General features: G+C 35.0%; 23 protein-coding genes. 8 read left to right on the top strand and 15 right to left on the bottom strand.

All coding sequences use genetic code 11. The features are described from left to right. Positions 1-62 precede the first annotated feature (62 nt). Positions 63-542 carry a hypothetical protein gene (locus MYRA21_RS09635; RefSeq protein ID WP_006257141.1) on the top strand — a complete coding sequence of 160 codons (480 nt, stop codon included), beginning with the start codon at positions 63-65 and terminating at the stop codon, positions 540-542. A gap of 78 nt (positions 543-620) precedes the next feature. On the opposite strand, the gene MYRA21_RS09630 is transcribed toward MYRA21_RS09635, so the two are convergent. The 5 genes from MYRA21_RS09630 to MYRA21_RS09610 form a co-directional block, all read right to left on the bottom strand. Beyond that, positions 621-857 (bottom strand): hypothetical protein, encoded by a 237-nt coding sequence (locus tag MYRA21_RS09630; protein ID WP_006257142.1) that lies wholly within the window; start codon positions 855-857, stop codon positions 621-623. 83 nt (positions 858-940) lie between these two features. Then, positions 941-2,107, bottom strand: a complete 1,167-nt coding sequence (lysA, locus tag MYRA21_RS09625) for a diaminopimelate decarboxylase (RefSeq protein ID WP_006260612.1) — start codon at positions 2,105-2,107, stop codon at positions 941-943. A gap of 12 nt (positions 2,108-2,119) precedes the next feature. Further along, on the bottom strand, positions 2,120-3,439 hold the full coding sequence (locus MYRA21_RS09620) for an aspartate kinase (RefSeq protein ID WP_039328918.1): 1,320 nt from the start codon (positions 3,437-3,439) through the stop codon (positions 2,120-2,122). Between the two features lie 475 nt (positions 3,440-3,914). Next, positions 3,915-4,376 carry a hypothetical protein gene (locus MYRA21_RS09615; protein WP_006260610.1) on the bottom strand — a complete coding sequence of 154 codons (462 nt, stop codon included), beginning with the start codon at positions 4,374-4,376 and terminating at the stop codon, positions 3,915-3,917. A gap of 50 nt (positions 4,377-4,426) precedes the next feature. Next, positions 4,427-5,254 (bottom strand): siderophore-interacting protein, encoded by an 828-nt coding sequence (locus MYRA21_RS09610; RefSeq protein ID WP_006260609.1) that lies wholly within the window; start codon positions 5,252-5,254, stop codon positions 4,427-4,429. Between the two features lie 800 nt (positions 5,255-6,054). Here MYRA21_RS09610 and udk point away from each other — a divergent pair. Genes udk through scpA form a run of 4 tightly spaced genes read left to right on the top strand, consistent with a single transcriptional unit; the run spans position 6,055 to position 10,530 of the window. After that, positions 6,055-6,663, top strand: coding sequence for a uridine kinase (udk, locus tag MYRA21_RS09605; protein ID WP_006257147.1), 609 nt, complete (start codon positions 6,055-6,057; stop codon positions 6,661-6,663). Positions 6,664-6,680: 17 nt separating this feature from the next. Then, positions 6,681-7,004 carry a septum formation initiator family protein gene (locus MYRA21_RS09600; RefSeq protein ID WP_006257148.1) on the top strand — a complete coding sequence of 108 codons (324 nt, stop codon included), beginning with the start codon at positions 6,681-6,683 and terminating at the stop codon, positions 7,002-7,004. 22 nt (positions 7,005-7,026) lie between these two features. Beyond that, on the top strand, positions 7,027-8,397 hold the full coding sequence (locus tag MYRA21_RS09595; protein WP_006260607.1) for a methylmalonyl-CoA mutase subunit beta: 1,371 nt from the start codon (positions 7,027-7,029) through the stop codon (positions 8,395-8,397). 3 nt (positions 8,398-8,400) lie between these two features. Further along, entirely contained in the window at positions 8,401-10,530 is a 2,130-nt protein-coding gene (gene scpA / locus MYRA21_RS09590; RefSeq protein ID WP_039328915.1) for a methylmalonyl-CoA mutase, read from the top strand. 482 nt (positions 10,531-11,012) lie between these two features. Here scpA and MYRA21_RS09580 read toward each other — a convergent pair whose 3' ends face one another. Beyond that, positions 11,013-11,612 (bottom strand): hypothetical protein, encoded by a 600-nt coding sequence (locus MYRA21_RS09580; RefSeq protein ID WP_006260605.1) that lies wholly within the window; start codon positions 11,610-11,612, stop codon positions 11,013-11,015. A 202-nt stretch (positions 11,613-11,814) separates the two neighbouring features. Between MYRA21_RS09580 and MYRA21_RS09575 the strand changes: the two genes are divergently transcribed. Both MYRA21_RS09575 and MYRA21_RS09570 read left to right on the top strand, forming a co-directional pair. After that, positions 11,815-13,062 carry a DEAD/DEAH box helicase gene (locus MYRA21_RS09575; RefSeq protein WP_006257153.1) on the top strand — a complete coding sequence of 416 codons (1,248 nt, stop codon included), beginning with the start codon at positions 11,815-11,817 and terminating at the stop codon, positions 13,060-13,062. A 52-nt stretch (positions 13,063-13,114) separates the two neighbouring features. Further along, on the top strand, positions 13,115-13,780 hold the full coding sequence (locus MYRA21_RS09570; RefSeq protein ID WP_006260604.1) for a vancomycin high temperature exclusion protein: 666 nt from the start codon (positions 13,115-13,117) through the stop codon (positions 13,778-13,780). 82 nt (positions 13,781-13,862) lie between these two features. Here the strand turns inward: MYRA21_RS09570 and MYRA21_RS09565 are convergent, their stop codons facing one another. The 9 genes from MYRA21_RS09565 to recR form a co-directional block, all read right to left on the bottom strand. Continuing rightward, on the bottom strand, positions 13,863-15,254 hold the full coding sequence (locus MYRA21_RS09565; RefSeq protein ID WP_006257155.1) for a hypothetical protein: 1,392 nt from the start codon (positions 15,252-15,254) through the stop codon (positions 13,863-13,865). A 21-nt stretch (positions 15,255-15,275) separates the two neighbouring features. After that, positions 15,276-16,211, bottom strand: a complete 936-nt coding sequence (locus MYRA21_RS09560; protein WP_006257156.1) for a hypothetical protein — start codon at positions 16,209-16,211, stop codon at positions 15,276-15,278. Between the two features lie 7 nt (positions 16,212-16,218). After that, a complete protein-coding gene (locus tag MYRA21_RS09555) occupies positions 16,219-17,166 on the bottom strand; it encodes a DUF6175 family protein (RefSeq protein ID WP_006257157.1) in 948 nt (315 codons plus the stop codon). Beyond that, positions 17,156-17,662 (bottom strand): hypothetical protein, encoded by a 507-nt coding sequence (locus MYRA21_RS09550; RefSeq protein ID WP_006260603.1) that lies wholly within the window; start codon positions 17,660-17,662, stop codon positions 17,156-17,158. The genes MYRA21_RS09555 and MYRA21_RS09550 overlap by 11 nt, the downstream gene beginning before the upstream one ends. 45 nt (positions 17,663-17,707) lie before the next feature. Beyond that, entirely contained in the window at positions 17,708-18,208 is a 501-nt protein-coding gene (locus tag MYRA21_RS09545) for a hypothetical protein (protein WP_006257159.1), read from the bottom strand. A gap of 427 nt (positions 18,209-18,635) precedes the next feature. Continuing rightward, positions 18,636-19,166: a hypothetical protein gene (locus MYRA21_RS09540; RefSeq protein ID WP_006257160.1), complete on the bottom strand. Its 531-nt coding sequence runs from the start codon at positions 19,164-19,166 to the stop codon at positions 18,636-18,638. 266 nt (positions 19,167-19,432) lie between these two features. After that, positions 19,433-21,610 (bottom strand): ferrous iron transport protein B, encoded by a 2,178-nt coding sequence (gene feoB / locus MYRA21_RS09535; RefSeq protein ID WP_006260602.1) that lies wholly within the window; start codon positions 21,608-21,610, stop codon positions 19,433-19,435. Between the two features lie 24 nt (positions 21,611-21,634). Further along, on the bottom strand, positions 21,635-21,868 hold the full coding sequence (locus MYRA21_RS09530; RefSeq protein ID WP_006257162.1) for a FeoA family protein: 234 nt from the start codon (positions 21,866-21,868) through the stop codon (positions 21,635-21,637). Positions 21,869-22,469: 601 nt separating this feature from the next. After that, positions 22,470-23,090 (bottom strand): recombination mediator RecR, encoded by a 621-nt coding sequence (recR, locus tag MYRA21_RS09525; RefSeq protein WP_006257163.1) that lies wholly within the window; start codon positions 23,088-23,090, stop codon positions 22,470-22,472. A 166-nt stretch (positions 23,091-23,256) separates the two neighbouring features. Between recR and MYRA21_RS09520 the strand changes: the two genes are divergently transcribed. After that, a complete protein-coding gene (locus MYRA21_RS09520; RefSeq protein WP_006260601.1) occupies positions 23,257-24,759 on the top strand; it encodes a sodium:solute symporter in 1,503 nt (500 codons plus the stop codon). Positions 24,760-24,784 lie beyond the last annotated feature (25 nt).

Here is a 24,784-nt window from a genome sequence, read left to right as displayed (position 1 = left end):
CCAAACTTTAAGTTCTTATTGTTTACTTTTGAAACATAATTCAAAGCTAAAATTAAATAAGTATGAAAAAGATTATCGTTGTAGTAGGTTTTATTTTTGCTTTCATTTCTATGGGTTGTGGAAATAATAGTGCTACTGCAGGCAATGCTCCTGTAGATCAACCGAATTTATTGACTTCTATGACAGCAGAAGATAGAGAGTTTAGAATAATCGAACAGAGTGAAATCAACACTCTGAATAAGACTATTATAGAGCAGAATTTAAACTCTATCGAAAAGATCATGCAAGAATATGCACCAGAAGATATGGCTGCAGAAGGCAATTACACTTATATCATCACGAAAGCAACGACAACAGATCCTAATAAATTTACCCTTTCTTTATTAGAAGATGGGATCAATGATGATTCGTTAAAAGCTTTGAAAGTAATCATGACTGTGGAGAAGAAAAAAGACACTTTTAGAGTACTTGGTATTAAAGAAAGTTACCAATGCTGGAAAGACAGAGGTCACCAAGACTGGGGAGCTGATTACTGCTTATAATATATAGACATACATTACCTCAATTAACTATAATAAAAAAGTCATACTAGTAGTATGACTTTTTTTGTATTATTTAGCTTATTCAGCTTGCTCTGCTTGAGGCTCATCTTCTTTTCTTCCAATATTCATATTTGGGAATTTTTGTTGAATAGATTTCAAAGCGAACTCATTGATTTCATTCATTGCTTCTGGTGAAGGCAATTTCATTGTTTCTGCATTGTGCTTTAAAACTTCTTCTAATAAAATCTGTGTTCTTAATAATTGAAAATTTAAATCAATTATTTCTCCTGCTACATCAATGTCTCCTAATGTCATTATTACTCTTTTTTAAATTTATAACTTTCTATTGTTCGAACTCAAATTTAACAAACTATTCTTAATATGAAACTATTTTAATGTTATTCTTTGAAAAAATATTCTAACTCTTGTCTCAAGTTATAACGCGATGACATCACCTCTCCATAAGCTCCTGCAGAACGAATAGCGATTAGGTCTCCTCTTTTTAATTTTGGAAGTAAAACATCTTTGCCAAAACAGTCACTACTCTCACAGATCGGCCCTACTACATCATACTTCACTTCTGTTTCGTTAGTCACCTCATCCGCATATTTATCAGATAGTAATTCTACCTTGTGATACGCTTGGTATAAGGCAGGTCTTAATAACTCTGTCATACCTGCATCTAGAATAGCAAAGTTCTTCTTCAGTCCTTCCTTTATATATAACACTCTACTGATCAGAGTCCCACTATTCGCAATGATAGAACGCCCTAGTTCAAAGTGAATTTGTTGATGTGGTCTCACGTCTAGAAACTCGTGGAACAAATAGAAGAAATTAGAAAAGTTAACAATAGCTTCTTCATCAGGTTCGCTATAATTAATCCCTAATCCTCCACCTAAGTTTAACACAGGTACATCATGTCCTCTCTCATAGAACCAAGTATTCCATTCATTTACTTTTAGACATAGACGTTTGAACACATTCAGGTCCGTGATCTGCGATCCCACGTGGAAGTGCAATCCTATTAATTCTAAATATTCATTCTTATTGATGATCTCGATACAGTTCATTAACTCATGCATCATGATACCAAACTTATTCTCATCTAATCCCGTAGTGATATAGTGATGCGTCTTTGCATCAACATTAGGGTTTATACGCAAGGCGATACGCCCTTTTAGCTGATGCTTAGTAGCCAAATCACCTATCACTTGTAGCTCTTGTACAGACTCTATATTAAACGACATAATCTGATTCTCTAACCCGATTAATATCTCTCTATCTGTCTTACCTACTCCTGCGAACACGATATCTGATGGAGAGAAGCCTTCTGCTATAGAGCGCTCTATCTCTAGCCCACTCACACAGTCTGCACCGAAGCCGTGAGCACTAATCTCTCTTAAGATACGCGGATTATTATTAGCCTTTATAGCATAGTGAATATGATAACCAAAACGATCTGCTGCACTCTTAGCGACAGATAGTGTTTCTCTTAAAAGTGGTAAATCGTAGTAATATAAAGGAGTCTCTACTCCTTCTAATTCTTGTATTATCTCTCTTGTCATCCTATTCCTTGTTTAAAATAATCTACTGTGTAATGATCTCAATGCTTCTAACTTCTGACTAGCTGGAACTAAAATAGATATATTATGCTCACTTCCACCATACGATATCATACGGATAGGCAAGTGCTTCACTGCTTCAGAGACGATAGTAGCATGCCCTAATTTATTATTTCTAAAATCTCCTACGATACAGATGATAGCCTGATCTGTATCTACCTCTACATGACCGAAGAAGTTTAGCTCTTCTATAATCTCTTTTAGATACTGCGTATTATCTATGGTTAGTGATACAGCTACCTCAGAAGTAGTGATCATATCTATCGGCGTTTTATATCGTTCGAATACTTCGAATACTCGTCTTAAAAAACCGTATGCTAATAACATACGCGAAGAGTGAATACGTATAGCCGTAATACCATCCTTAGCCGCTATCGCCACGATCTGATCATCATTCTGGCAGTTATCTGAGATTAAAGTACCTGGTGCACTTAACTCCATCGTATCTAATAATCGTACAGGTACATTAAATCTCTTCGCAGGGAATACACTCTGTGGGTGTAGAATCTTTGCCCCAAAATAAGCCAACTCTGCTGCCTCATCAAAGCTCAGATTAGCAATAGGCTTGGTATTCGATACATAACGAGGATCGTTATTATGGAATCCGTCTATATCTGTCCAGATCTGTATCTCTTCTGCTTGTAACACTGCTCCTATTAGAGAAGCTGTATAATCAGACCCACCTCTTCTAAGGTTGTCTATTTCACCAAAAGCATTGCGACAGATATACCCTTGTGTAATAAATAAGGTATCTTTAGGATACTGTGCTAATAGAGCACTTGCTTGAGTACGGATATAGTCAAGATTAGGTTCTTGTTCTTCATCGATACGCATAAAATCAAGTGCTGGAAGTAATACAGAGCTTACCCCAATCTCTTTTAAGTAAAAGTGAAATAGCGTAGTAGATAGTAACTCTCCTTGTGCTAATGCTATTCTTTCTTCTATCGCAGTAAATAGATCATTGCTAAAAGACTCTAACAAATTAAAGTGGTGATCTATTACTTCTGTCGCCATCCGCAGACCCTCCTCTGTTTTAAATAATTGCTTTATGAAAGTTTTATAAGTAGCATATAGGTTATCGATTTGTTTCTTTGCATCCTCCTTTTTGCCATTAGTATACGCTTCTGCTATTCCTACTAAGGCATTAGTAGTACCTGACACAGCAGATAAGACTACTAAATGACGATCGCTTTGCTGCGAATGAATAATCGGCAACAACTGTTGCATCCTTTCTGGGCTTCCTACTGAAGTACCTCCAAATTTTAAAACTTTCATATAAAATTAATTTGTTATTAAATGTATTCTCTTTACTCAGATCAAAAACTATACTATTCTGTAATACCCTCTGACCATAAACCAAAAAAAGGGGCTTGTCGTGATGACAAGCCCCTTTAGTATATCTTTAGTTCATATCCATAGGAAAGCTGCTCACGACGTCGGACGTAAGTACTGTTTCTTTCCCTTCTTTATAATTGATATAAACATTTTCTTCATTGATTTGGGACAAATATAAACACTTTATTTAATAACCAACACTTTAAAACAACTTTTTTAAATAAACTGTAAAGCTTAATCACCTCTGTTTTAGAAAATCTTACCACAATATCTCTTCTCTATTCTCATATAAGAGATAACTAAAAAGAATAACCTTATTCTTAGTTAATAAAGTAGTATCCTCTTTAAAACAAAAAAAAGAGACAATACAATAATATCGTATCATCTCTTCTTGTTCAATTTATGGAAAACTATTTTATTTCTTCACTAATATATAATCTCCAGATTCATGCTCATTCACCACATCTCCTTCACTATCTAGAAAGTATAATTTGCCTTCTTTTACTAAGAAAGCATGTGCAGCACTATACTCATCTTCTCTCAGGTACAGTCTATCTTGCTCTAGCTCCCACTCTCCCTCTTCATGATGTGTACCTGTGGAGCTAATGACTCTATACACATACTTATTACCTTCTTTGATCTGAGCAGATACTTGGAGTACCTCCATATCTTCTCCTTCCTCAGTCCAAGGAAACTTTCCTGCATAAGTACCATATAGCACCTCTTTCTCCTCTACTCCTTCTTCAGTAGGAGTTATACTACTTTGTTCTGATGGAGTAGGCACTTCTATAGTCTGCTCTACTTCTTTACTATCCTTACACTGTGAGAAACACACACCTAATAAAGAAAGTAATATTACCACAACACTTCTTTTCATCATTCTATTTTTTAAGACAACAAAGATGAAGTATTTCTATCAAAAATTGATTATTCTAAGCTCGCTTTTTCAGCTCTACGGTCCGCTTCAGAAGCAGACTCTGCCTTACCAAACTTCCAATAAGAATAAGCGTATAACTCATCCTTAGTCCAGTTTAATTCTTTTCGAAGGTAGTTTCTCAATTCTTTTACTGTATCAAACTCAGCCGCTACATATCCGAACTTAGACATCTCATCACTGTGCTCTGCTATGATTTCTTTTGCTTTCTTCGCCAGTTCAGAATTTTGCCCAGAAGTAGGGTTGATCAGCCATTCGATTTTAGACTCTGCATGAGTAGGTAGTTCTTGTATATCCTCTGCACTTTCTACTTCTATCACAGCATTCACTCTAGCATCTACAGGTAGAGACTCTAATATAGCTCCTAATACTGGTATAGCTGTACCATCTCCTACTAGTATATACCATGCTGCCTCAGGATATAACTCACTAGGATCACATCCCATAGCTACACCTAGCGGATCACCGATCTCTGCATTAATAGCCCAGTTAGAAGCTGGCCCTTCATCACCATGTGCTACGAAATCAATGTATAACTCATTCTTTTCTAAATCTATCCCTCTATGTGTATAAGTACGTACATAAGGTTTGATTGATTCCTCTTGAGGCTTCCATGCCCCTTTCTCGAAGTCAAACTCTGGTAAGTGTACCTCAGCACATCCTTCTGGAGCGATAAATATCTTATTATTTACCCCTATCGTTGTATTCTTAAAATCTGCTACATCATTACCACTTAATGTAATACGTATATAATGTGGCGTGATATACTCTCTATTCTTTAATGTAAATACTTTGCGCTGTATGTTACCTTTCTTTGCCATATTGTTGTTTTATTCTTTGGTTCTATTTCTTTAAATCACACAAATATAACTTTTTTATTTAGATTCAATATAAACAGCTAGTTAAATCAGTATTTTATCCAATACTAACCACTTATTGTCCAATTAATTCTAATATGGAAGTACTACCAGTATCCTCCTATTATTACTAACATCAGCATACACGCTGACTCCCCTTCTGATCTATTTTTCTTTTTTTCTATCCCTATCCTTAATGACATTACTATACTACCTTATAATTACTTCTATTTTCCATTTCGTATCCTTTATATAATCCTTAGAGGAGAATACTAGGATATTAAAAGATCACTCCTTCGACAAACAACACCTCAGCTCCACTAAACTCGGCTTATTGTCCATGTATTGTCGAGCAATCTCTATACAATCCTATATTTTACAAGGGTTAAGCAACATATAATCAATACAGTAAAAAAACACAAAAACAAACCAAACAACTACAAATCAATCAATTAACAAAAAATATACTTAAAAAAAAGTATATCCTTTATTTTGAAAAACAATCATATTGACCGCTAAAAACTACTTTATAGAAAAAAAAGAGAGTATACATTCTATAAAAAGAAGATTTTAAAGCTAAAAAAGGAGGTGAAAATAAAAAAACAATATCTTTTTTTTAGAAAACAGATCAATATAAGTAGTCTGAATCAGCACAGAGAAGCTTATTAAACTTTTGATAATAAAAGCCAAAAAACAGTGAATCGATAAAAAATGTTTCTATGCAAGATTATTAATTTATACTTTTGCTAAAAATATATTATAACATGCTTATTATAGGAATTGCAGGAGGTACTGGAAGTGGTAAAACTACAGTAGTTCAACAAATTATAAATGAACTACCGGAAACCGAAGTTGGAGTTATATCACAGGATTCATACTACAAGGCGACTGATAATCTTTCGTTAGAAGAAAGAACGTTAATTAACTTTGACCACCCTCGTTCAATTGACTTTGAATTATTGGTAAAACACCTAAAAGAATTAAAAGAAGGAAACAGTATTAACCAACCTGTTTACTCGTTCGTGAAACACAATCGTACTGATGATTATATCTTAACTCACCCTCGTAAAGTAATGATCGTAGAAGGTATTCTTATTCTATGTCATCCAGAGCTACGCGATATGTGTGACATTAAGATATTCGTTCACGCAGATTCTGATGAGCGTCTGATTAGAAGATTAAAGAGAGATATAGCTGATAGAGGTAGAGATATGATGGAAGTGGTAAACAGATATCAAACAACTTTAAAGCCGATGCACGACCAGTTTATCGAGCCTTCTAAGGCATTCGCAGACATCATTATCCCTAATGATACCTATAATACTGTTGCTATCGATATTGTTCGTACAGTTATTAATGAAAAAATCGGTTAATTTACTATCTTTAGGCTATGAAAATAGTTGAGACCCTAAAAAATTATAAATATGTAAGCCTACTAAAAAATCCTTTTTTTTTAGTAGGTCTTTTATTTGTAATTTGGATAATATTTTTTGACAGTTCTTCTTTATTAGAACAGCGGGTTATAGATCAAGAGATTAACAAGCTGGAGGACAATAAGAAGTACTTCGAAAACGAAATAGCAAAAGATAGACAGGCTATCAAAGGTCTAAAAAGTGGAGACGCTACAGAAAAATATGCTCGTGAAAATTATTATATGAAGCGGGAGAATGAAGATGTCTTTATTATAGAGTTTGACACACTGTCTGCACAATAAGTTTCACTACCAACCAAAAATTATGACTAACCAATTATTCGAAGAATTTGAAAAAGTTTCTTCTAAGGCGTGGAAAAACCAAATACAGTTTGAGTTAAAAGGCGCTGACTACAATGAAACACTTGTTTGGGAAAGTTTAGAGGGAATTAAGGTAAAGCCATTCTATCACAATGATGCTGATCACCGTCCGATTCCTGTACAGACTAGTACCTCTCATTTTAACATTGTACAGAGGGTATACGTTTTTGATATTGAGAGATCGATAGCAAAGACGCTTGATACACTTAATAGAGGAGCTGAAGTGATCTACTTCACGATAGACAATCCTTCTATAGATGCTACAGAATTATTAACTGCACTACCAAAAACGCACCAATACTTCTTCGTATTTAACTTCCTAGATACTGCATATACTAGAAAGTTATCTACCTATGCTACTAGCAATGGATATAAGATAACAATCTTATTAGACCCTATACACCAACTAACAACTGATGGTAACTGGTACACTAACCTGAACAGCGACCTAAGTAATCTAAATGAGTGTGTAGGTATAGCTAATAATGTAGCTATTCATGTAGATGCTACTGTGTACCAAAATGCTGGTGCTAATATGACACAGCAGTTAGCATACGCACTAGCTCATCTAAATGAGTACCTAAACAGAATAAAGTTAAAGAATACTCCTATTTATATAGAAACGGCTGTAGGGACTAACTATTTCTTCGAAATAGCAAAACTACGTGCACTTCGCTTACTAGCAGAGCTAGTAACTAAAGAATACAACACAGATACGAAGATACACATCATCGCTATCCCTACTAAACGAAACAAAACATTATATGACTATAATGTGAATATGCTACGTACTACTACGGAGTGTATGAGTGCTGTATTAGGAGGTGCTGACTTAGTTAGTAACTTAGCTTATGATGCTATCTATCACAAAGAGAATGAATTCGGTGATCGTATATCTCGTAACCAACTCTTAATCTTAAAAAAAGAAAGTTATTTCGATGCAGTGGACAATCCTGCTGAAGGGGCATACTATATCGAATCACTTACTGCTCAACTAGCTGAGAAAGCATTAGAGCTGTTTAAATCAATAGAAAAAGCAGATGGATTAATCACTTCTCTAATCGAAGGGACAATCCAGAAAAAAATAAATGAAAGTGCTCAAAAAGAACAAGAGCTTTTCAACAATGGTAAAGAAGTCCTATTAGGTACTAATAAGTATCCTAATCCTCAAGATGTGATGAGTCACGACCTTGAGTTATTCCCTTTTGTTAAACAGAATCCTCGTAAGACGCTTATCGTTCCGATTATAGAGAAACGACTGGCAGAAAGCTATGAACAAAATAGATTAGAGGAAGAAAAATCAACTAAACAATAAGGCATGAAAAGAAAGGACTTACAACATTTGACTATAAATACCTCAACAGTTAGAACACAGTCAGAAGCATCTGACTTCACTACTGCTGAAGGTATCGATATAAATAAAGTCTACAGTGAAGCTGACTTAGATAAAGTAGAACACATAGGCTTCGGAGCAGGGTTTGCGCCTAACTTACGTGGTCCTTATGCTACCATGTACGTACGCCGCCCATGGACTATACGTCAGTATGCGGGATTCTCTACTGCGGAAGAGAGTAATGCATTCTACAGACGTAACTTGGCTGCTGGACAAAAAGGACTATCTGTAGCCTTCGACTTAGCTACTCACCGTGGGTATGACTCGGATCACGAGCGCGTAGTAGGTGATGTAGGTAAAGCTGGAGTAGCGATAGATAGCGTAGAGGATATGAAGATCTTATTCGATCAGATACCTCTAGGTGAGATGTCTGTATCTATGACGATGAACGGAGCTGTGCTTCCTGTTCTGGCTTTCTACATTGTAGCTGCTATGGAACAAGGAGTAGATAAGAGACTATTGTCAGGTACGATACAGAATGATATTCTAAAAGAGTTTATGGTGCGTAATACGTATATCTACCCTCCTACTCCTTCTATGAAGATCATCGCTGACATCTTTGACTACACGAGTACTCATATGCCGAAGTTTAACTCTATCTCTATCTCTGGATATCATATGCAAGAGGCAGGTGCTACAGCAGATATTGAGTTAGCTTATACCTTGGCAGATGGACTAGAATATATCCGTACTGGACTTAATGCTGGTATGAAGATAGATGACTTCGCTCCTCGACTGTCATTCTTCTGGGCGATAGGAATGAACCACTTCATGGAAATCGCTAAGATGCGTGCAGGTCGTATGCTATGGGCTAAGTTGCTAAAACAGTTCGAACCTAAATCTGATAAATCACTAGCTCTGCGTACACACTGTCAGACCTCTGGATGGAGTCTTACAGAGCAAGACCCGTTTAACAATGTGGCTCGTACTGCTATAGAAGCTGCTGCGGCTGCGTTCGGTGGGACACAGTCTCTACACACGAATGCGCTAGATGAGGCTATCGCCTTACCAACAGATTTCTCTGCGCGTATTGCTCGTAATACACAGATATTCTTACAAGAAGAGACTAAAATATGTAAAACAGTAGATCCTTGGGCAGGTAGTTATTATGTAGAGAGTCTTACACAAGAGATCGCTGAGAAAGCGTGGGCGCTGATAGAAGAAGTAGAAGAGTTAGGTGGGATGACTAAGGCTATCGAAGCAGGTATTCCTAAACTTCGTATAGAAGAAGCAGCTGCTCGTAAACAAGCTCGTATTGATAGTGGACAAGATGTTATCGTAGGAGTAAATAAGTATCGTCTTGAAAAAGAAGATCCATTACATATCTTGGAAGTAGATAATCAGACTGTGCGCAAGGCTCAGATAGATCGTCTAAACCATATTAAAGCTACTCGTGATAATACTAAAGTAGCTGAAGCACTAGCTGCATTAACACAATCAGCTAAGACTGGAGAAGGTAACCTACTAGCTCTAGCAGTAGAAGCTGCTACACATAGAGCTACATTAGGAGAGATAAGTGACGCGTTAGAAAGCGTATTCGGAAGATTTAAAGCACAAATCCAATCTGTAAGTGGTGTGTATAGCAAAGAAATAAAAGATGATAAGAGCTTTAAGAAAGCTCATGAACTAGCTGATAAATTCGCTGAAGTAGAAGGTCGTCGTCCTCGTATTATGATTGCGAAGATGGGGCAAGATGGTCATGACCGTGGAGCTAAGGTAGTTGCTACTGGTTATGCTGACGTTGGATTTGATGTGGATATAGGTCCGTTATTCCAAACGCCTGCAGAAGCTGCTAAACAAGCTGTAGAAAATGATGTACACGCATTAGGAGTTTCTTCTCTAGCTGCAGGTCATAAAACGTTAGTTCCTCAAGTAATAGAGGAGTTAAAGAAATACGGTAGAGATGATATTATGGTTATCGTAGGTGGGGTTATTCCTGCTCAAGATTACCAATTCTTATTCGATGCTGGCGCAGTAGCTGTATTTGGCCCTGGTACTAAAATCAGTGATGCAGCAATTACAATGTTAGAAATACTATTAGGTAATGATATGTAATCATCATATGGTTATAAAAAGTAAAAGCTCTTCAGTGATTCTGAAGAGCTTTTACTTTTTTATAATTCATCCGAATAAAAACTATATTCGTGATAAACAATGGACTTGTATATATCAGTATGACTAAAATTTTATACTGTATTATAGCCAAAATAATTGCAACTATAAATGGAGATAATAATACAGCTATCCACAACCATCTTTTTTTCATTGATACTTTTGCCAGACTATAAACGAGGTACTTTTTGTTAAGTTTATATAGGGTTAGAATAACAACACTTACCACTAATGTAAGCAATAAACAAAAAAGTATACCTGATGCCTCAACAAAGACACTAAGACCAAGTATAAAACTAACGATAACAAGGAAGTAGAATAATAGTACATAAACTACAGCGTAGAATAAGTCTTTCATAAAATAAATTATAATACTAGTAGTTAGACTTTACAGTACTAATAGATTGTCTCCCTGATTACCTTCTTTAGAAAAGACCTTTTATAGTATCTACTACACTATATTCTATCAATACAGATACTAAGCATATCACTACGATAACACTTAAGATATAGATAAACTTAAGCATCCATCCTAAATCTTCCATTACAAACTGTTTTGCTGTAAAAGTATCAGGTCTATCTCTATCGTAAGTAATATCGAACTCTTCTCCTACAGGGTTATAGTCTCGTAGAGCTATGTATTTTTCATTATAAGGATACTCGAAGTCAGTATCTTCTAGTTCTGGTTTATTCAATTTATACTGCATAGGTTTACCACGCACTATTTTGTTGTCCTTAGTAGTGAACTCCACGATAAGAATCTCTTTTTTCACATCTCCTCTACGGCTAGTAGCTAGGTCTTCATCGAAGTTTAGGTATGATTCATATTGTATTATTTTAGCAGTTGTAGTTATCCCTGCATATTTTAAACGTTGATTAGTGGTGTAGACCTTAATCATTGCTAAAAGTAGTAATACAGGTATAAATAATAAAAGATAAATCATATCCTGAATAGCAGCATAGATAACTATGACAATCATAATAATTGCTGCAGGATAGTATATTTTTTCAAGTTGTCTGACCATAATAAAGTAATTTACATTACAATTTAATCATTTTTTTATTAATACGAAAAATAGATGCTTAGAAAATAGACTAGTTACTATACATACTGACAATAAAGAGCATTCCTCTACATACAATGCAAAAAGAAAAAAGCTTATCAATAGCACTTCGTGTAATAAAAATAAAATAAAGTACCTTTGTATCCATAAATAGATGAAGTATATGACATTCGAAGACTTACAATTAAATAAGAATATATTACGTGCCATAGATGAGCTAGGTTACAAAGAACCTACTCCTATTCAACAAAAAGCAATCCCTTTTATCTTAGCTGAAAAGGATTTGATAGGATGTGCACAGACTGGTACAGGTAAAACAGCTGCCTTTGCAATGCCTATTATTCACTATTTACACAAACTTGGAAATACTAAAAAAGCAAAGAAAGCTAAAGTACTGATCGTTACTCCTACTCGTGAACTAGCTGTTCAGATAGGCGATAACTTCGAAAAATACGCTAAGTATACTAATGTGACGTATATCACACTATATGGAGGTATGTCTATCAAGCCCCAAATAGAACAATTAAACAAAGGTGCAGATGTGATTATTGGTACTCCTGGTCGTCTATTGGACTTATATAAACAAAAACACTTAGATCTAGATCATCTACACTTTTTAGTATTAGATGAAGCAGACTTAATGTTAGATATGGGATTCATTGATGATGTCAAAAAGTTAATACAACTTACTCCTTCTAATAGACAGACCTTATTATTCTCTGCTACCATGCCACTCCCTATTAGAGAGTTAGCCCATGAATTCTTACAAAAACCAGAATATGTAGCAGTAGATCCTATTTCTTCAACTGCACAATCTGTTAAACAAAAAGTGTACTTCGTAGAGAAAGGAGACAAGAAAAAGCTATTATACCATATCATCCGTAACGAAAAGTTATCTGATGTACTTGTATTCACTCGTACAAAGGCTGGTGCTGATACTGTAGTAGAATCACTTAAAAAGAACGGTGTCAATGCTGAGCCATTCCATGGAGATATGTCACAAACAGCTAGACAAGCTGCTTTAGATAGCTTTAAAAACAAAGAAACAAAAGTACTAGTAGCTACTGATATAGCTGCTCGTGGTATCGATATAGATAATCTACCTGTTGTAATTAACTATGACTTACCGAATATCCCAGAGACCTTTGTACACCGTATCGGGCGTACTGGTAGAGCTGGTAATGATGGAGTAGCTATCTCTTTCTGTGATAAATCTGAGAAGACCTATTGGGAGGCTATTTGTAAGTTCGGTAGATTACAACCAAAGATTGTTACGGATCATCCTTTCCCTTGGAAAGAGACTACTACTAAAGATGGTCAAACTCCTAAAAAAGATTATAGAAAAAAACCTGGGCAGAGCAATTCTCGTAAATCAGAAAACTCTAAAAAGAATAAAAAACGTTGGTATTAGTACTAACGTTTTTTGCTTTATATTTGATCTTAACAATTGCTATTATACAACTATGAAAAAGATCTTTAAATACTCTTTCTACTTAGCACTACTCGTCTTATTCCTTATATGGTTTGCAAACTATAGAGTAACTAATACTACCAAAGAACAACTGTACAGCTCTGTAAATGAAATACCTCATAACAAAGTGGGTATGGTACTCGGAACTACTAAATTACTTGCAGGAGGCTATGTAAACTACTACTTCACCTATAGAATAGAAGCTACAGCAGCTCTCTATAAAGCAGGCAAAATAGATTATATCGTAGTGAGTGGAGACCACAGTCGCAATGACTATAACGAACCTAAAGATATGGAACAAGCCCTAATAGAACAGGGTGTTCCTAAAGAAAAGATATACCTAGATTATGCAGGACTACGTACATTAGACTCTGTCTATCGAATGCAAGCTATCTTTGGACAAGATAGTTTTACAATTATCTCTCAACCCTTTCACAATGAAAGAGCTGTCTACATCGCTAATCATCTTGATCTTAAAACAGTTGCTTATAACGCACAAGATGTCTCTCGTAACTTTGGTTTTAAAACCATGCTTAGAGAAAAGTTCGCTAGAGTAAAGGTATTATTAGATAACCTAATCAACAAAAAGCCTAAACACCTAGGAGCTCCTGTTCAAATAGGAGAAGGTATAATACAAGAAAGAGCTCAAGATAAATAACCTTGAGCTCTTTCTATAAAACAAAGTCCCTGATCTTTCAGGGACTTTGTGCGCAAAAAAATATTAACAAAATACTCGAATGTTAATTAATTTGTCTAATTAACATACCTGGGTAAATGTTCTTAGCGTTACCAGAGAATGAAGTAGCTTTAATCTTTTGTACTTCACCTGCATTATTTGCAGCATTCTCAGCTTGTTCTACATCAGCCTCGAATCGGTTATCCCATATTTTATTTTTCTCAGCTTTAATAACTGTAACTCTTTTATATTTTGTAACCTTAGTTTCTGGATCTTCAGTTTTCTCTAATACTTCAAATTTATCACCAGCCTCTACATCTTCTTTCATACCAATGAATGCTGTAATCTCAGACTCAGTTGTAGCAAGAGGAGTTTTAGTACGGAAAGGCTCATATTTCTTCTGTAATTTAGCAATTACATTATCAATAGAACGAACAGCGGCACGCTCTACCAATTCTTTTTCAGAAACTTTAGAGAAAGTAGTAGATTGAATATCTGCCCAAGCAGTTTCTGTTCCTACTAATTTTAATTTAAACAATCCAGATTTGATAAACTGATCAGCGCTGTTTGCATTGTAGTATTTTGTATAGAATGTAGCTGCGGCTTCCTCAGTCCAATCTAATTGGAATAAGAATGCTGTCGCTTTTACCACATATCCTTTACCTGCAACAGAAGCTCCTGATTGTACCGCAGAGTTAGTAGTCGCAGCTGCTTTACCTCCAATTAATCCAGTAACAGCAGCAGTCGTAGCTGACAATTGTCTAGCCATTTCTTCTTTACTAATATAGTTAAAACGTACTCCTACTACGAATGTATTAGAAATTAAGTTCTCTCCTGCATCTTCTAACATTGCTTTACCTCTAGTTGATTTATCAGCAATATCTTTATCAAATACAGAAGCATTGTATAATCCACGTTCTTTGATCAGCTCCATATTATAAGGAGATTGAGTAGACGCATCATATTTACCTGCATTAAACCATTTAGCAACTAACTTATCTCCAACATTATTCTGAGCTAAGAACTTGATAAATTGAGCTGTTACTTTATCAGTACTAGTAGTATCTACCACACCTGCAGTGTTATCACTAGCTACACTCTTACCGAATTTACCTAGAGACTTACCTAACCCACCTTTTTTCTTACCAGAGTCTTCTTTTCCTCCAACAGCAGCAATCTCTGCTTCTGTTACTGGATATTGACTAGGTTTAAAAGAACGTAAAGACTTATCTAAGTTATGGTCATTAAACTTCTCTGGAAGAGGTGTTTTAAAGAATGTCTCTTTAATGATTTGTCCTTTTAAGTTTCCATTTCCATTAATACCGTGGTCATCCACGATGATAGTATATAATGAACTACGCATATAGTCATCAGCTACTTGTTTTTTATCTTGAGCAAAAGCTGCAATTGATGATACTACTAATGAAGCAGTAATCATAAATGTTATTTTATTCATATTAGTATTTTTTTTTGAGTATTATCTTCTTAAGACAACATAAGTGTCTCCTTTTCTTTTAGCAAATGCAGTACCAACAGCTTTCCATGCCTCGATTCTTTGTTGCTCTAAACTTACTGCATCATTGTACATTTTAATTTCAAAGTCTAGATCAGCTTTTACCTGTGCCTTCATCTCGCGTTGTAAAGCTATCGCAGCTGAATAACACTTAGATTCTGGGAAAATAGTTACTAAGTATTGACCAGCTTCATGTGCTCCATAAGCATCTTGCTGTGCATTCCATGCAGCCTTAGCCTTATTAAAGTTTTCCATACAAGCATGATCTACATACAACTGATAAACTTTTTCAGCAGCTTTCATACCTGCATCATAACCTTTACTACACTCTGGAATCGCTGTTAATAAAAACATCGCTTCTTCAAAGTTTTTTTGGTTAGCTAAGCTTTCTGCTTTCTTGATTATAGTAGTATAATTCCCATCATAGTATGCTATAATCTTCTTCTTACTATCTTCTATAAAAGCAACTACATCTTTATTCTTTGCATTTAGCTTTTTAAATGCATTGATATAAGCCTTAGTTTCACTCTCACCGACTCCTTTTAAGTTTACTGAAGTTGATGCAAATACCTTTTGCCCAAAAGAATCACCAATGAATAAATTCATCTCTAAGTCTAATACAAAAGATCTGGGTGGGCCAGGTAGTATATTCTTTTCTACTACATTAAACTCAGGTGTAATAGCGAACTGAGCATAACCATCTGAAGAGCCTAATCCATTAGCTGCAACTATACTTTTTAACTTAGTCTTTAATTGTCCCTCTGCTCCAGAGTATAAACCATCTGTCTGCTCTGGTATAGACGCCATTAATGATATTTCACATTTATCTGTTTGACCATATGTAAACAAACTCGCGAATAACAATAAGGCAACAGATATTTTTCCTATAACTCTATTCATAGTACTCTTATTTCTCTCCGATTACTAAAGCAGCTCTTCCTAATCCTCTGTTGATTAATTTAGCATCTAAATTATATGGTGCTTTCTTTAAGAAAGTTCTTAACTCACGAGCAAAACCATCGGTGTCCTGAGCCATACCATTAGCTTTATAAAGAGGAATACGTACACTCTCATATAAAGTCATTGTCTCTGTAGCATCTGCTTTACTAAAACGGTGATTAACTGTTTTCTCTGCTAACCAGTTATCAATAACCTCTGTTAACTCAGTTCCATCAAATTCAGTTTCTAAATCAACACCTGATCCATTGTCAAATACTAAAATATCTAGTGTTACCTCTCTTCCGTTTGTTAATAAGTCATCGAAGTGAGCTTGTAACTGATTAACGAAACTGTCCATATTCACTAATACAGCTTCTTCTAATAACACAGCTACATCAGCTGAGAAAGATGGTGCTCCAGTACCTTGAGCACCTGCTACTTGTTTACTTGTATAAGCATCTAAAGCTCTTAAGTTATAAGTAATAGACTTCTTAGGTCCCGTAGCATTGATAGTCCAATCTACTTCTAATATAATATCAGACTTAGCTGTACGTCTTACTCTATCTAATGGGCTTTCTGCTAATGCTGCACCAGAAGCTTTACTTGTAATCAAGTTATTCTCAGCATTAGTTTTATTAATAGCTTTCATCGTTGCAGATAAGTCTTTAAGAGGGAATCCTCTATCTGCCATTAGAATATTAATCTTAGAAATTACATTCATCAAATCAGAATGTAAAAGTGCTAATTTATAATCTGGAATATATTCTTCTACCCCTTGGTTATAATATACTTCCATTACTCTATTCTTTGTACACCATGAGTCAGAAGGAACCACCATTAAAGATGGTTTCTTAGCTTGTGCAAACATTCCTACACTCAAAAGGCATAGACAAATAGTCAAAAATTTATTTTTCATAGCTTTTTATTTTTACAATTTTATCTTTTTCAAGTCTTTTAATTATCTCTTTGCGAGCTACAGTTACCTCTACACTATAAGATTCATAACTGATTCCGTGTTTAACTACATTACTTTGAAATGCAATTCTCTTTACAGAGGTATACTTTCTATTCTTACCTCCTTTTTTAAAGAATTTGTCGAAGTACTTTTTATACTTCTCTTCAGCATTAGGCTCAGTTACGATAGGTTTTACAGAACACTCTCTTTTATCCGTTACGATTCCCTGAAACATTACTGTTTTTATAGCCATCTCTTTAGCTTCAGCGATAACCGCACTCCTATTCTTACCAGTAGCATATACTTGTACTACTTCATTACCGTACATATCTGCACTCACACACTCTACTGTCTTACCAGTATAGAAGCTAGCCATAGTATTAGTAGGCTTGCTTTTACACGACAGAACTAAGAGTATTAGAGATAGTACGGATAACCGAATTACTTTATTGATCATCCTATTATTTTTTTAATTAGTAGTACCAGCGTACATATAAGTTGATTAGAATCCAGCAGATAAACTCTTAACGATACCTGCTACTTCTAAGTCTTTACGTAATAAATCTTTAGATACAGATACCACATATCCTACTTTGTATTCTTTTTTACTTACCTTGATTACTTCTGGAACTGAAGAAGAAATAGAAGCATATTTTAAATAAGGACTTTCTTTACCAAAGAAAGTATTGAAGTAATCTGCTTTTTCATGTTGAACTGAAGCATCTTTTATAAGAGGACGTTGAGAAACACACCCTACTCCATTCGCTGCAAAACCACGAAACAAAACTCCATGTACAGCATTTTTCTTAGCTTCTTCATTAGGAATTACAGCCTTATTACTGTACGTCCATATCTTTACTAAGAATGTTCCTTCACTTCCTGTACCTGCACACTCAATATCATATTTCCATTGAGCTGCTTCTTTTTTAGGATTAGAAGCGAAACTTATATGAGCAGAAAAAGTTAATACTGCACATACTAAAACAAGTAGATATCTATTCATTTTTTCAAAACTTTATATTATACAAATACTTTATCTTACATTTTTAACACAAATTTATACCATATAAATAAATAAATTACAAAAAACACTTATACTATTCAAACAAATCGTATCAAAGCCAATAAAACCATAATCAAATGGGTGAAAGAATATTTTTTATGAGTAAACCATATAACTATTCACCTCTTTCCTTGTATTATTCAACTATATTATACAAAACAACTAAGAAGAATATCTACTAAATATTTGATTTACTTCATTACGTAATTAAACAGATGAATAATAAAAATCTCAATACAGACTAATCAGCACATTATTCATGTACATTATGCACATTTTTTAGCTATATATTAAAAACAAATACCCCCTAACAAACATATTGTCTATTAGGGGGTATCCTATACCTTACTCACTTAACAAAGCGATGCTATAGCTTATCTTTTTGTCTCTTAAGTATCGCTTTCTGTTGTTTATATTCCGCTTTTCTATTATTCTTTGCTATCTTTCTTTTAGAATCATTGTCCTTATAGATGATTTCGATATTTTTAATATCTCTTTCATACTCTATCTCTAACATATCTAACTGGTGCTCTATATCATTCTTATAGCTTTTATTTTGATACTTATGATGAGATGCCTTATCCCACTTCACCTTCTGAGAGTCATTAAGGATAATATAAATATCCTGTCTAAAACTCCTTGCTAACTCTCTCTTTTTTAAACCTTTTTCTCTACCTGACAATGAACGGTCACGTCCTATCGCTTCAAACTCTCTGCCGATAGTACGTTTTCGTTCTATAATCTTAGTCCTTTGACTTTCTGTTAGTTTGTAATACTCTCCTTTATCTAATAACTCCGAAGCACTTACTTCATAATCTGTCTGTTTACTATTCTTAGGTGATTGCGCATATATACTAGTAAAGACTAGCAATGCTCCTAATACTAAAACTCGTCTCATAGCTCATTTTTTTAAAATTAAAAAATGACCTCTATCTCTATAAAGATCATTAGTCAAATAAAACAATTCGCATACAAGGTGACAAACATAAAGAGTTAATTCACATAAAATATGTACTTACACTAAGAGAACCTATATTATCCATCATATAATCTCGTGATTCGCCCAATAATAAAGTAATTCTATAATCATATAAAGAAAATCCCCTTCTCCATATCAAATGAAGAAGGGGATACTATAATAAATATAATTATACTCTTAATAAATTAGGTAAATAAATACCATAACTGCGCTACGACAAAACACACAATAACTCCAAAAAGAACTGGTAATAATGAAGCTACAGTAGTCCACTTCACACTATTCGTTTCTTTATAGATTGTATATATCGTAGTACTACATGGATTGTGCAGTAAACTAAACAGCATCAAGTTCACTCCTGTCAATGTAGTCCACCCTGCCATATGTAAGATAGTCGCTATCTCTCCATCCGATACCTCAAACATCACACCAGCGCCTTCACCTATAGAAGCATCTCCTAATACCATAGCAGTCAACATTAATACCGTAGGAATAACAATCTCATTAGCAGGAATAGCTACGATATAAGCTAATAGAATAACTCCATTTAACCCTAAGAAGATACCGATAGGATCTAAACCTTGTATAGTCCATAATGCTATACTCTTATCTCCTATATCAATATTACAGATCAACCAAATAACTGCTCCTGCAGGTGCTGCAAATACAATAGCTCTCCATAATACAATAAGTGTTCTATCAATTAATGATGTATAGATCGTCTGTAATACTCTCGGCGGTCTATAAGGAGGCAATTCTAAGGTAAAGAAAGAAGCCTGCCCTTTTAGCATAGTCTTAGACAGCATCCATGAAGTAAAGAATGTAAATCCTATTCCTAATACCACGATTCCCACTACTGCAAGCGTAGAGATAGTATTAGACAAATACGATGGTACTAAGGCTCCGATAAAGATACTTGCCATCAATATCTGTGTAGGCCAACGACCATTACACAGCGAAAAGTTATTCGTAATGATAGCAATTAGTTTTTCTCTAGGGCTGTTAATAATACGAGTAGAGACCACTCCAGCAGCATTACACCCAAAGCCCATACTCATTGTCAAAGCTTGCTTACCATGTGCTCCTGCTCCTTTAAAAAGTCTATCAAGGTTAAATGCTACTCTTGGTAGATACCCAAAATCTTCTAATAAGGTAAACAGAGGGAAGAATATAGCCATAGGTGGTAACATTACTGCTATAACCCAAGCTGTAGCTAGATATACTCCATCTACTAAAAACCCTGATAACCACCATGGAAAATGAAGACTCTCTGCTCCACTCTTTAATATAGGGTATAACTCTTCTAATAACAATGTTGATAATGCACTAGATGGATAGTTAGACCCGATAATAGTCAGCCATAGAATACCTCCGAGCATCAATAACATAATAGGAAAGCCAAATCGCTTACTCGTCACTACATTATCGATCATACGGTCTACTCTGAACGCACGCTGATTCATATCTGATTTTACAGTGCTCTTCACTGTCTTCGATACTTGAGTGAAGATAGCCCCAGCCACATTATCAGAATAGTCTAATCCTAGCTTCTCATGATAATGAGCTGCTAACGTTATCACCTCTTTTATATTCTCATTATTGACTTTAGTAGATAACGTTTGGTTCACTAAAGCGGTCTGAATAGTAGCATCTTGTTGTATTAATCTCATCGCTAGCCATGACGGACTAGGCAAATCTGCATCTATACTTAATAGCTTAGACGCTACCTGCTGTACTGCCTCTCTAGATTCTCCAGATATACCAGATATTGTCTTATGCTCAGGCACATATTTACCTGTAGCTACTTGATCTATTGCTACTAATAAGTCTGTAATACCTTCTTTTCTTCTCGCAGAAGTAGGGATCACAGGTACTCCTAGATCACGAGATAACCCTCTCACGTCTATTTCTACACCATGGCGCTGAGCCTCATCCATCAAGTTTAGACACACCACCACCTTATTCGTAATCTCCTGTATCTGTACTACTAAACTCAGATGACGTTCTAGTCGACCAGCATCTACTACTACTACAGTGACATCAGGACGACCAAATAAAATAAAATCACGTGCCACTTCTTCATCTTCAGAAGTAGACATCAGTGAGTAAGTACCCGGAAGGTCGATTATCTTATACTTACTATCCTTAAACTGAAAGTTTCCTTCTGCACGTGTAACTGTTTTTCCTGGCCAGTTTCCAGTATGTTGTTTTAGACCAGTAAGAGCATTGAAGATTGTACTCTTACCTGTATTTGGATTTCCTGCTAGAGCGATAGTATAATCAAACTTACCAGATGACTCCCCTAGTTTTTTTAATTCTGCTGTTGCATTAAGATCACAAATATCACAGGCTGATTGCGCCATAATTTTTTTCCCTTCTTTTATAATTTAATTAGCTAAAGTCACTAATACCATCTCTGCATCCTCTTTTCTCAACGAAATGATAGTATTATAGATAGAATAAGCTACAGGATCCTTTAGTGGGCTGATATTATGGATATATATTTCAGCACCAGGAACAAACCCTAAGTCTAAGAAACGCTGATGTACCTCCACAGGACATCCTCGCTTTATACCTTGTATAGTAGCTTTTTCTCCTTTAGCTAGTTCTGATAAATTCATTACAATTTTCTTTAGATGTGTAAAATTACAAAATTAGACAAGCCTAACAATTAATTTAGTGTTAAAACCTCTATATAAAAACATTCTAATTTAAGGTCATGAGTCTATTTATAAGCTAGAAAGCCAATACAGCTATCATAAACAAGCCTTTCATACTATCTTATTATAATACAATTTGTTACTCTACCATTATATACATCATTACAAAGCTACTTTATATTATACCATACTTATAGGATAATGATCGCATAGTGGTCGCATTAAAAATAGCCAAAACTATGCGACCATTATGCGACCACAAGCCGACCACTATGCGACCACTGCCTGAAAAATAGGGTCACGTCCTACTATAGCTGTACAGATCTTGTTTATAATCCTACTTTTAACTGTACACTTGTTTTTATAATCTTATGATCTACAAAACGGTCTACATAAAGTTAGAGTAGGGTATATTATTACTTACTGACCTCAATGTATCTATACTCTAAAAAAACATTTCTAAACGAGATAACATGTATCTTAGACTTAAATCCATAAAAAAAGAGCAATTGGTATGAATTACTAATTACTCTTCTATGATTAACTTTTAAAGATTGTACTACTATACAGCCTTAAATGCATTCTCAAAAGGTACACGGTGTACTAAACTTCTACCTAAGGTCACTTCATCTGCATACTCTAACTCATCCCCTACTGCTATACCTCTAGCGATAGTAGAGGTGATGACACCCGTATCTTTTATCTGTTTATAGATATAAAAGTTGGTCGTATCTCCCTCCATGGTAGAACTCAACGCAAAGATGATTTCTTTCACCTCCCCTGCTTTTACCTTTTCTACTAGAGATTGGATATTTAATTGGCTAGGTCCGATACCATCTATAGGAGAAATCTTACCTCCTAGCACATGGTATATTCCTTTAAATATCTGAGTATTCTCTAACGCCATTACATCGCGTACATCTTCTACGACACATATCGTCTGGTGATCGCGTGCTTCGTTAGCACAGATATCACATAGCTCTGTATCTGATATATTAAAACAACTCTTGCAGAAGATAATATCTTTTCTAAGCTTTAATAGGGCTTCTGCTAAGTGTAGAGTTTGTTCCTCTGGTTGTTTTAATATATGTAACATTAGTCGTAATGCGGTACGCTTACCTATCCCAGGCAATTGTGATACTTCTTCGACTGCTTTTTCTAATAATTTTGACGGGAATTCCATAACTGCAAAGATAAAAAATAAACTAATAAATAACTCTACTCCTCTAAACTACTACTACACTGAAGAACTCTCTTAATTCTATAATGCATAGCGATAAAAGCAATAGTTGATATTTCTAAAAAAGAATTACTTTTGGATTCTAAGCATATAAAACAATTGACTTATTATGACTCCAATAACCATTATCACGATTATTATTATCTACTTCGGAATACTGATAGGTATATCTCATTATATCAGTAAAAAAGATAGTAGTAATGACGCATTCTTTAGTGCTAATAAAAATGCGAAATGGTATTTAGTCGCTTTTGGGATGATAGGGACAGCCTTATCAGGGGTAACCTTTATATCCGTGCCAGGAGAAGTAGGCTCGCCTAACGGTGAACAGTTTAAGTATTTTCAATTTGTTTTAGGTAATGCTGTCGGTTTTCTATTAACTGCCTCTGTGCTACTCCCTTTATATTATAAGTATAACTTAGTCTCTATCTATACCTATATAGAGAAGAAGCTTGGGCATTATAGTTATAAGTCTGCGGCTTCTATATTTTTGTTGAGTAGAACGATTGGTTCTGCATTTAGACTATACCTAGTCGTTATCGTATTACAGCGCTATGTATTCGATTATTTCGGAGTACCTTTCTTTGCTACAGTACTGATTGCCCTATTACTGATCTATGCTTATACTTATAAAGGTGGATTAAAAACCATTATCGTTACAGATACGTTACAGACCTTCTTCTTAGTTGCCTCTGTTATATTCACCATCATTTTTATCTGTCACAGTCTAGACCTTTCGGCCGTAGAAGCCTTCGAAACCATAAAAAATAGCAATTATTCTAAGATATTCTTCTTTGAGGATTTCATCTCTTCTAGATACCATTTCTTAAAGCAGTTTATAGGAGGAATATTTGTAACACTAGCGATGGTAGGATTAGATCAAGATCTTATGCAGAAAAATCTAAGCTGTAAAAACATCAAAGAAGCACAAAAGAATATGTATTCTTTCACAGCCATCTTTGTGGTGATTAACCTATTCTTCTTAGGTGTAGGAGCATTATTATACATCTACGCAGAGAAGAACGGCATCCAAGTACCACTAGATCTAGCTACTGGTAAGCCTAGAACAGATTTACTATTCCCAGAGATTGCTTTTAACTATCTAAGTATAGTACCTGCTATCATATTCTTATTAGGGTTGACAGCGGCTACATTTGCTACTACAGACTCTGCTCTGACGGCATTGACTACCTCATTCTGTATAGACTTCTTACACATGGATAAGAAGAAAGACGATGCGTCTAATGTATGGAAGAGAAAAGTAGTACACCTAGTGTTCTCTTTATTAATGTTCTTAGTGATTATATTATTCAATGCTATTAACGATGCCTCTGTAGTAAGTATGATTTTCAAGATAGCCTCTTATACATACGGACCACTATTAGGCCTATTCGCCTTCGCCATTCTATTTAATAATAGAACTGTCAAAGATAAGTTAGTACCTATTATATGTATACTAGCGCCGTTTTTGACGTTATGGTTGAGTAACAACTCTGCTACTTTATTAGGTGGATATGTTTTTGACAATGAGCTAATACTTGTCAATGGATTAATCACAGTACTATTATTACTCTGCACTAGTCAAAGCAAAGCATTAAACAAAATAAATTAAAACAATAAAGGTCTTATGCATTCAT

Origin of the sequence: Myroides sp. A21, assembly GCF_000807225.1 — a bacterium.
Taxonomy (GTDB): domain Bacteria; phylum Bacteroidota; class Bacteroidia; order Flavobacteriales; family Flavobacteriaceae; genus Flavobacterium; species Flavobacterium odoratimimum.
The sequence above is the reverse complement of the archived record's forward strand: the minus strand, read 5'-3'. Positions and strand labels throughout refer to the sequence as shown.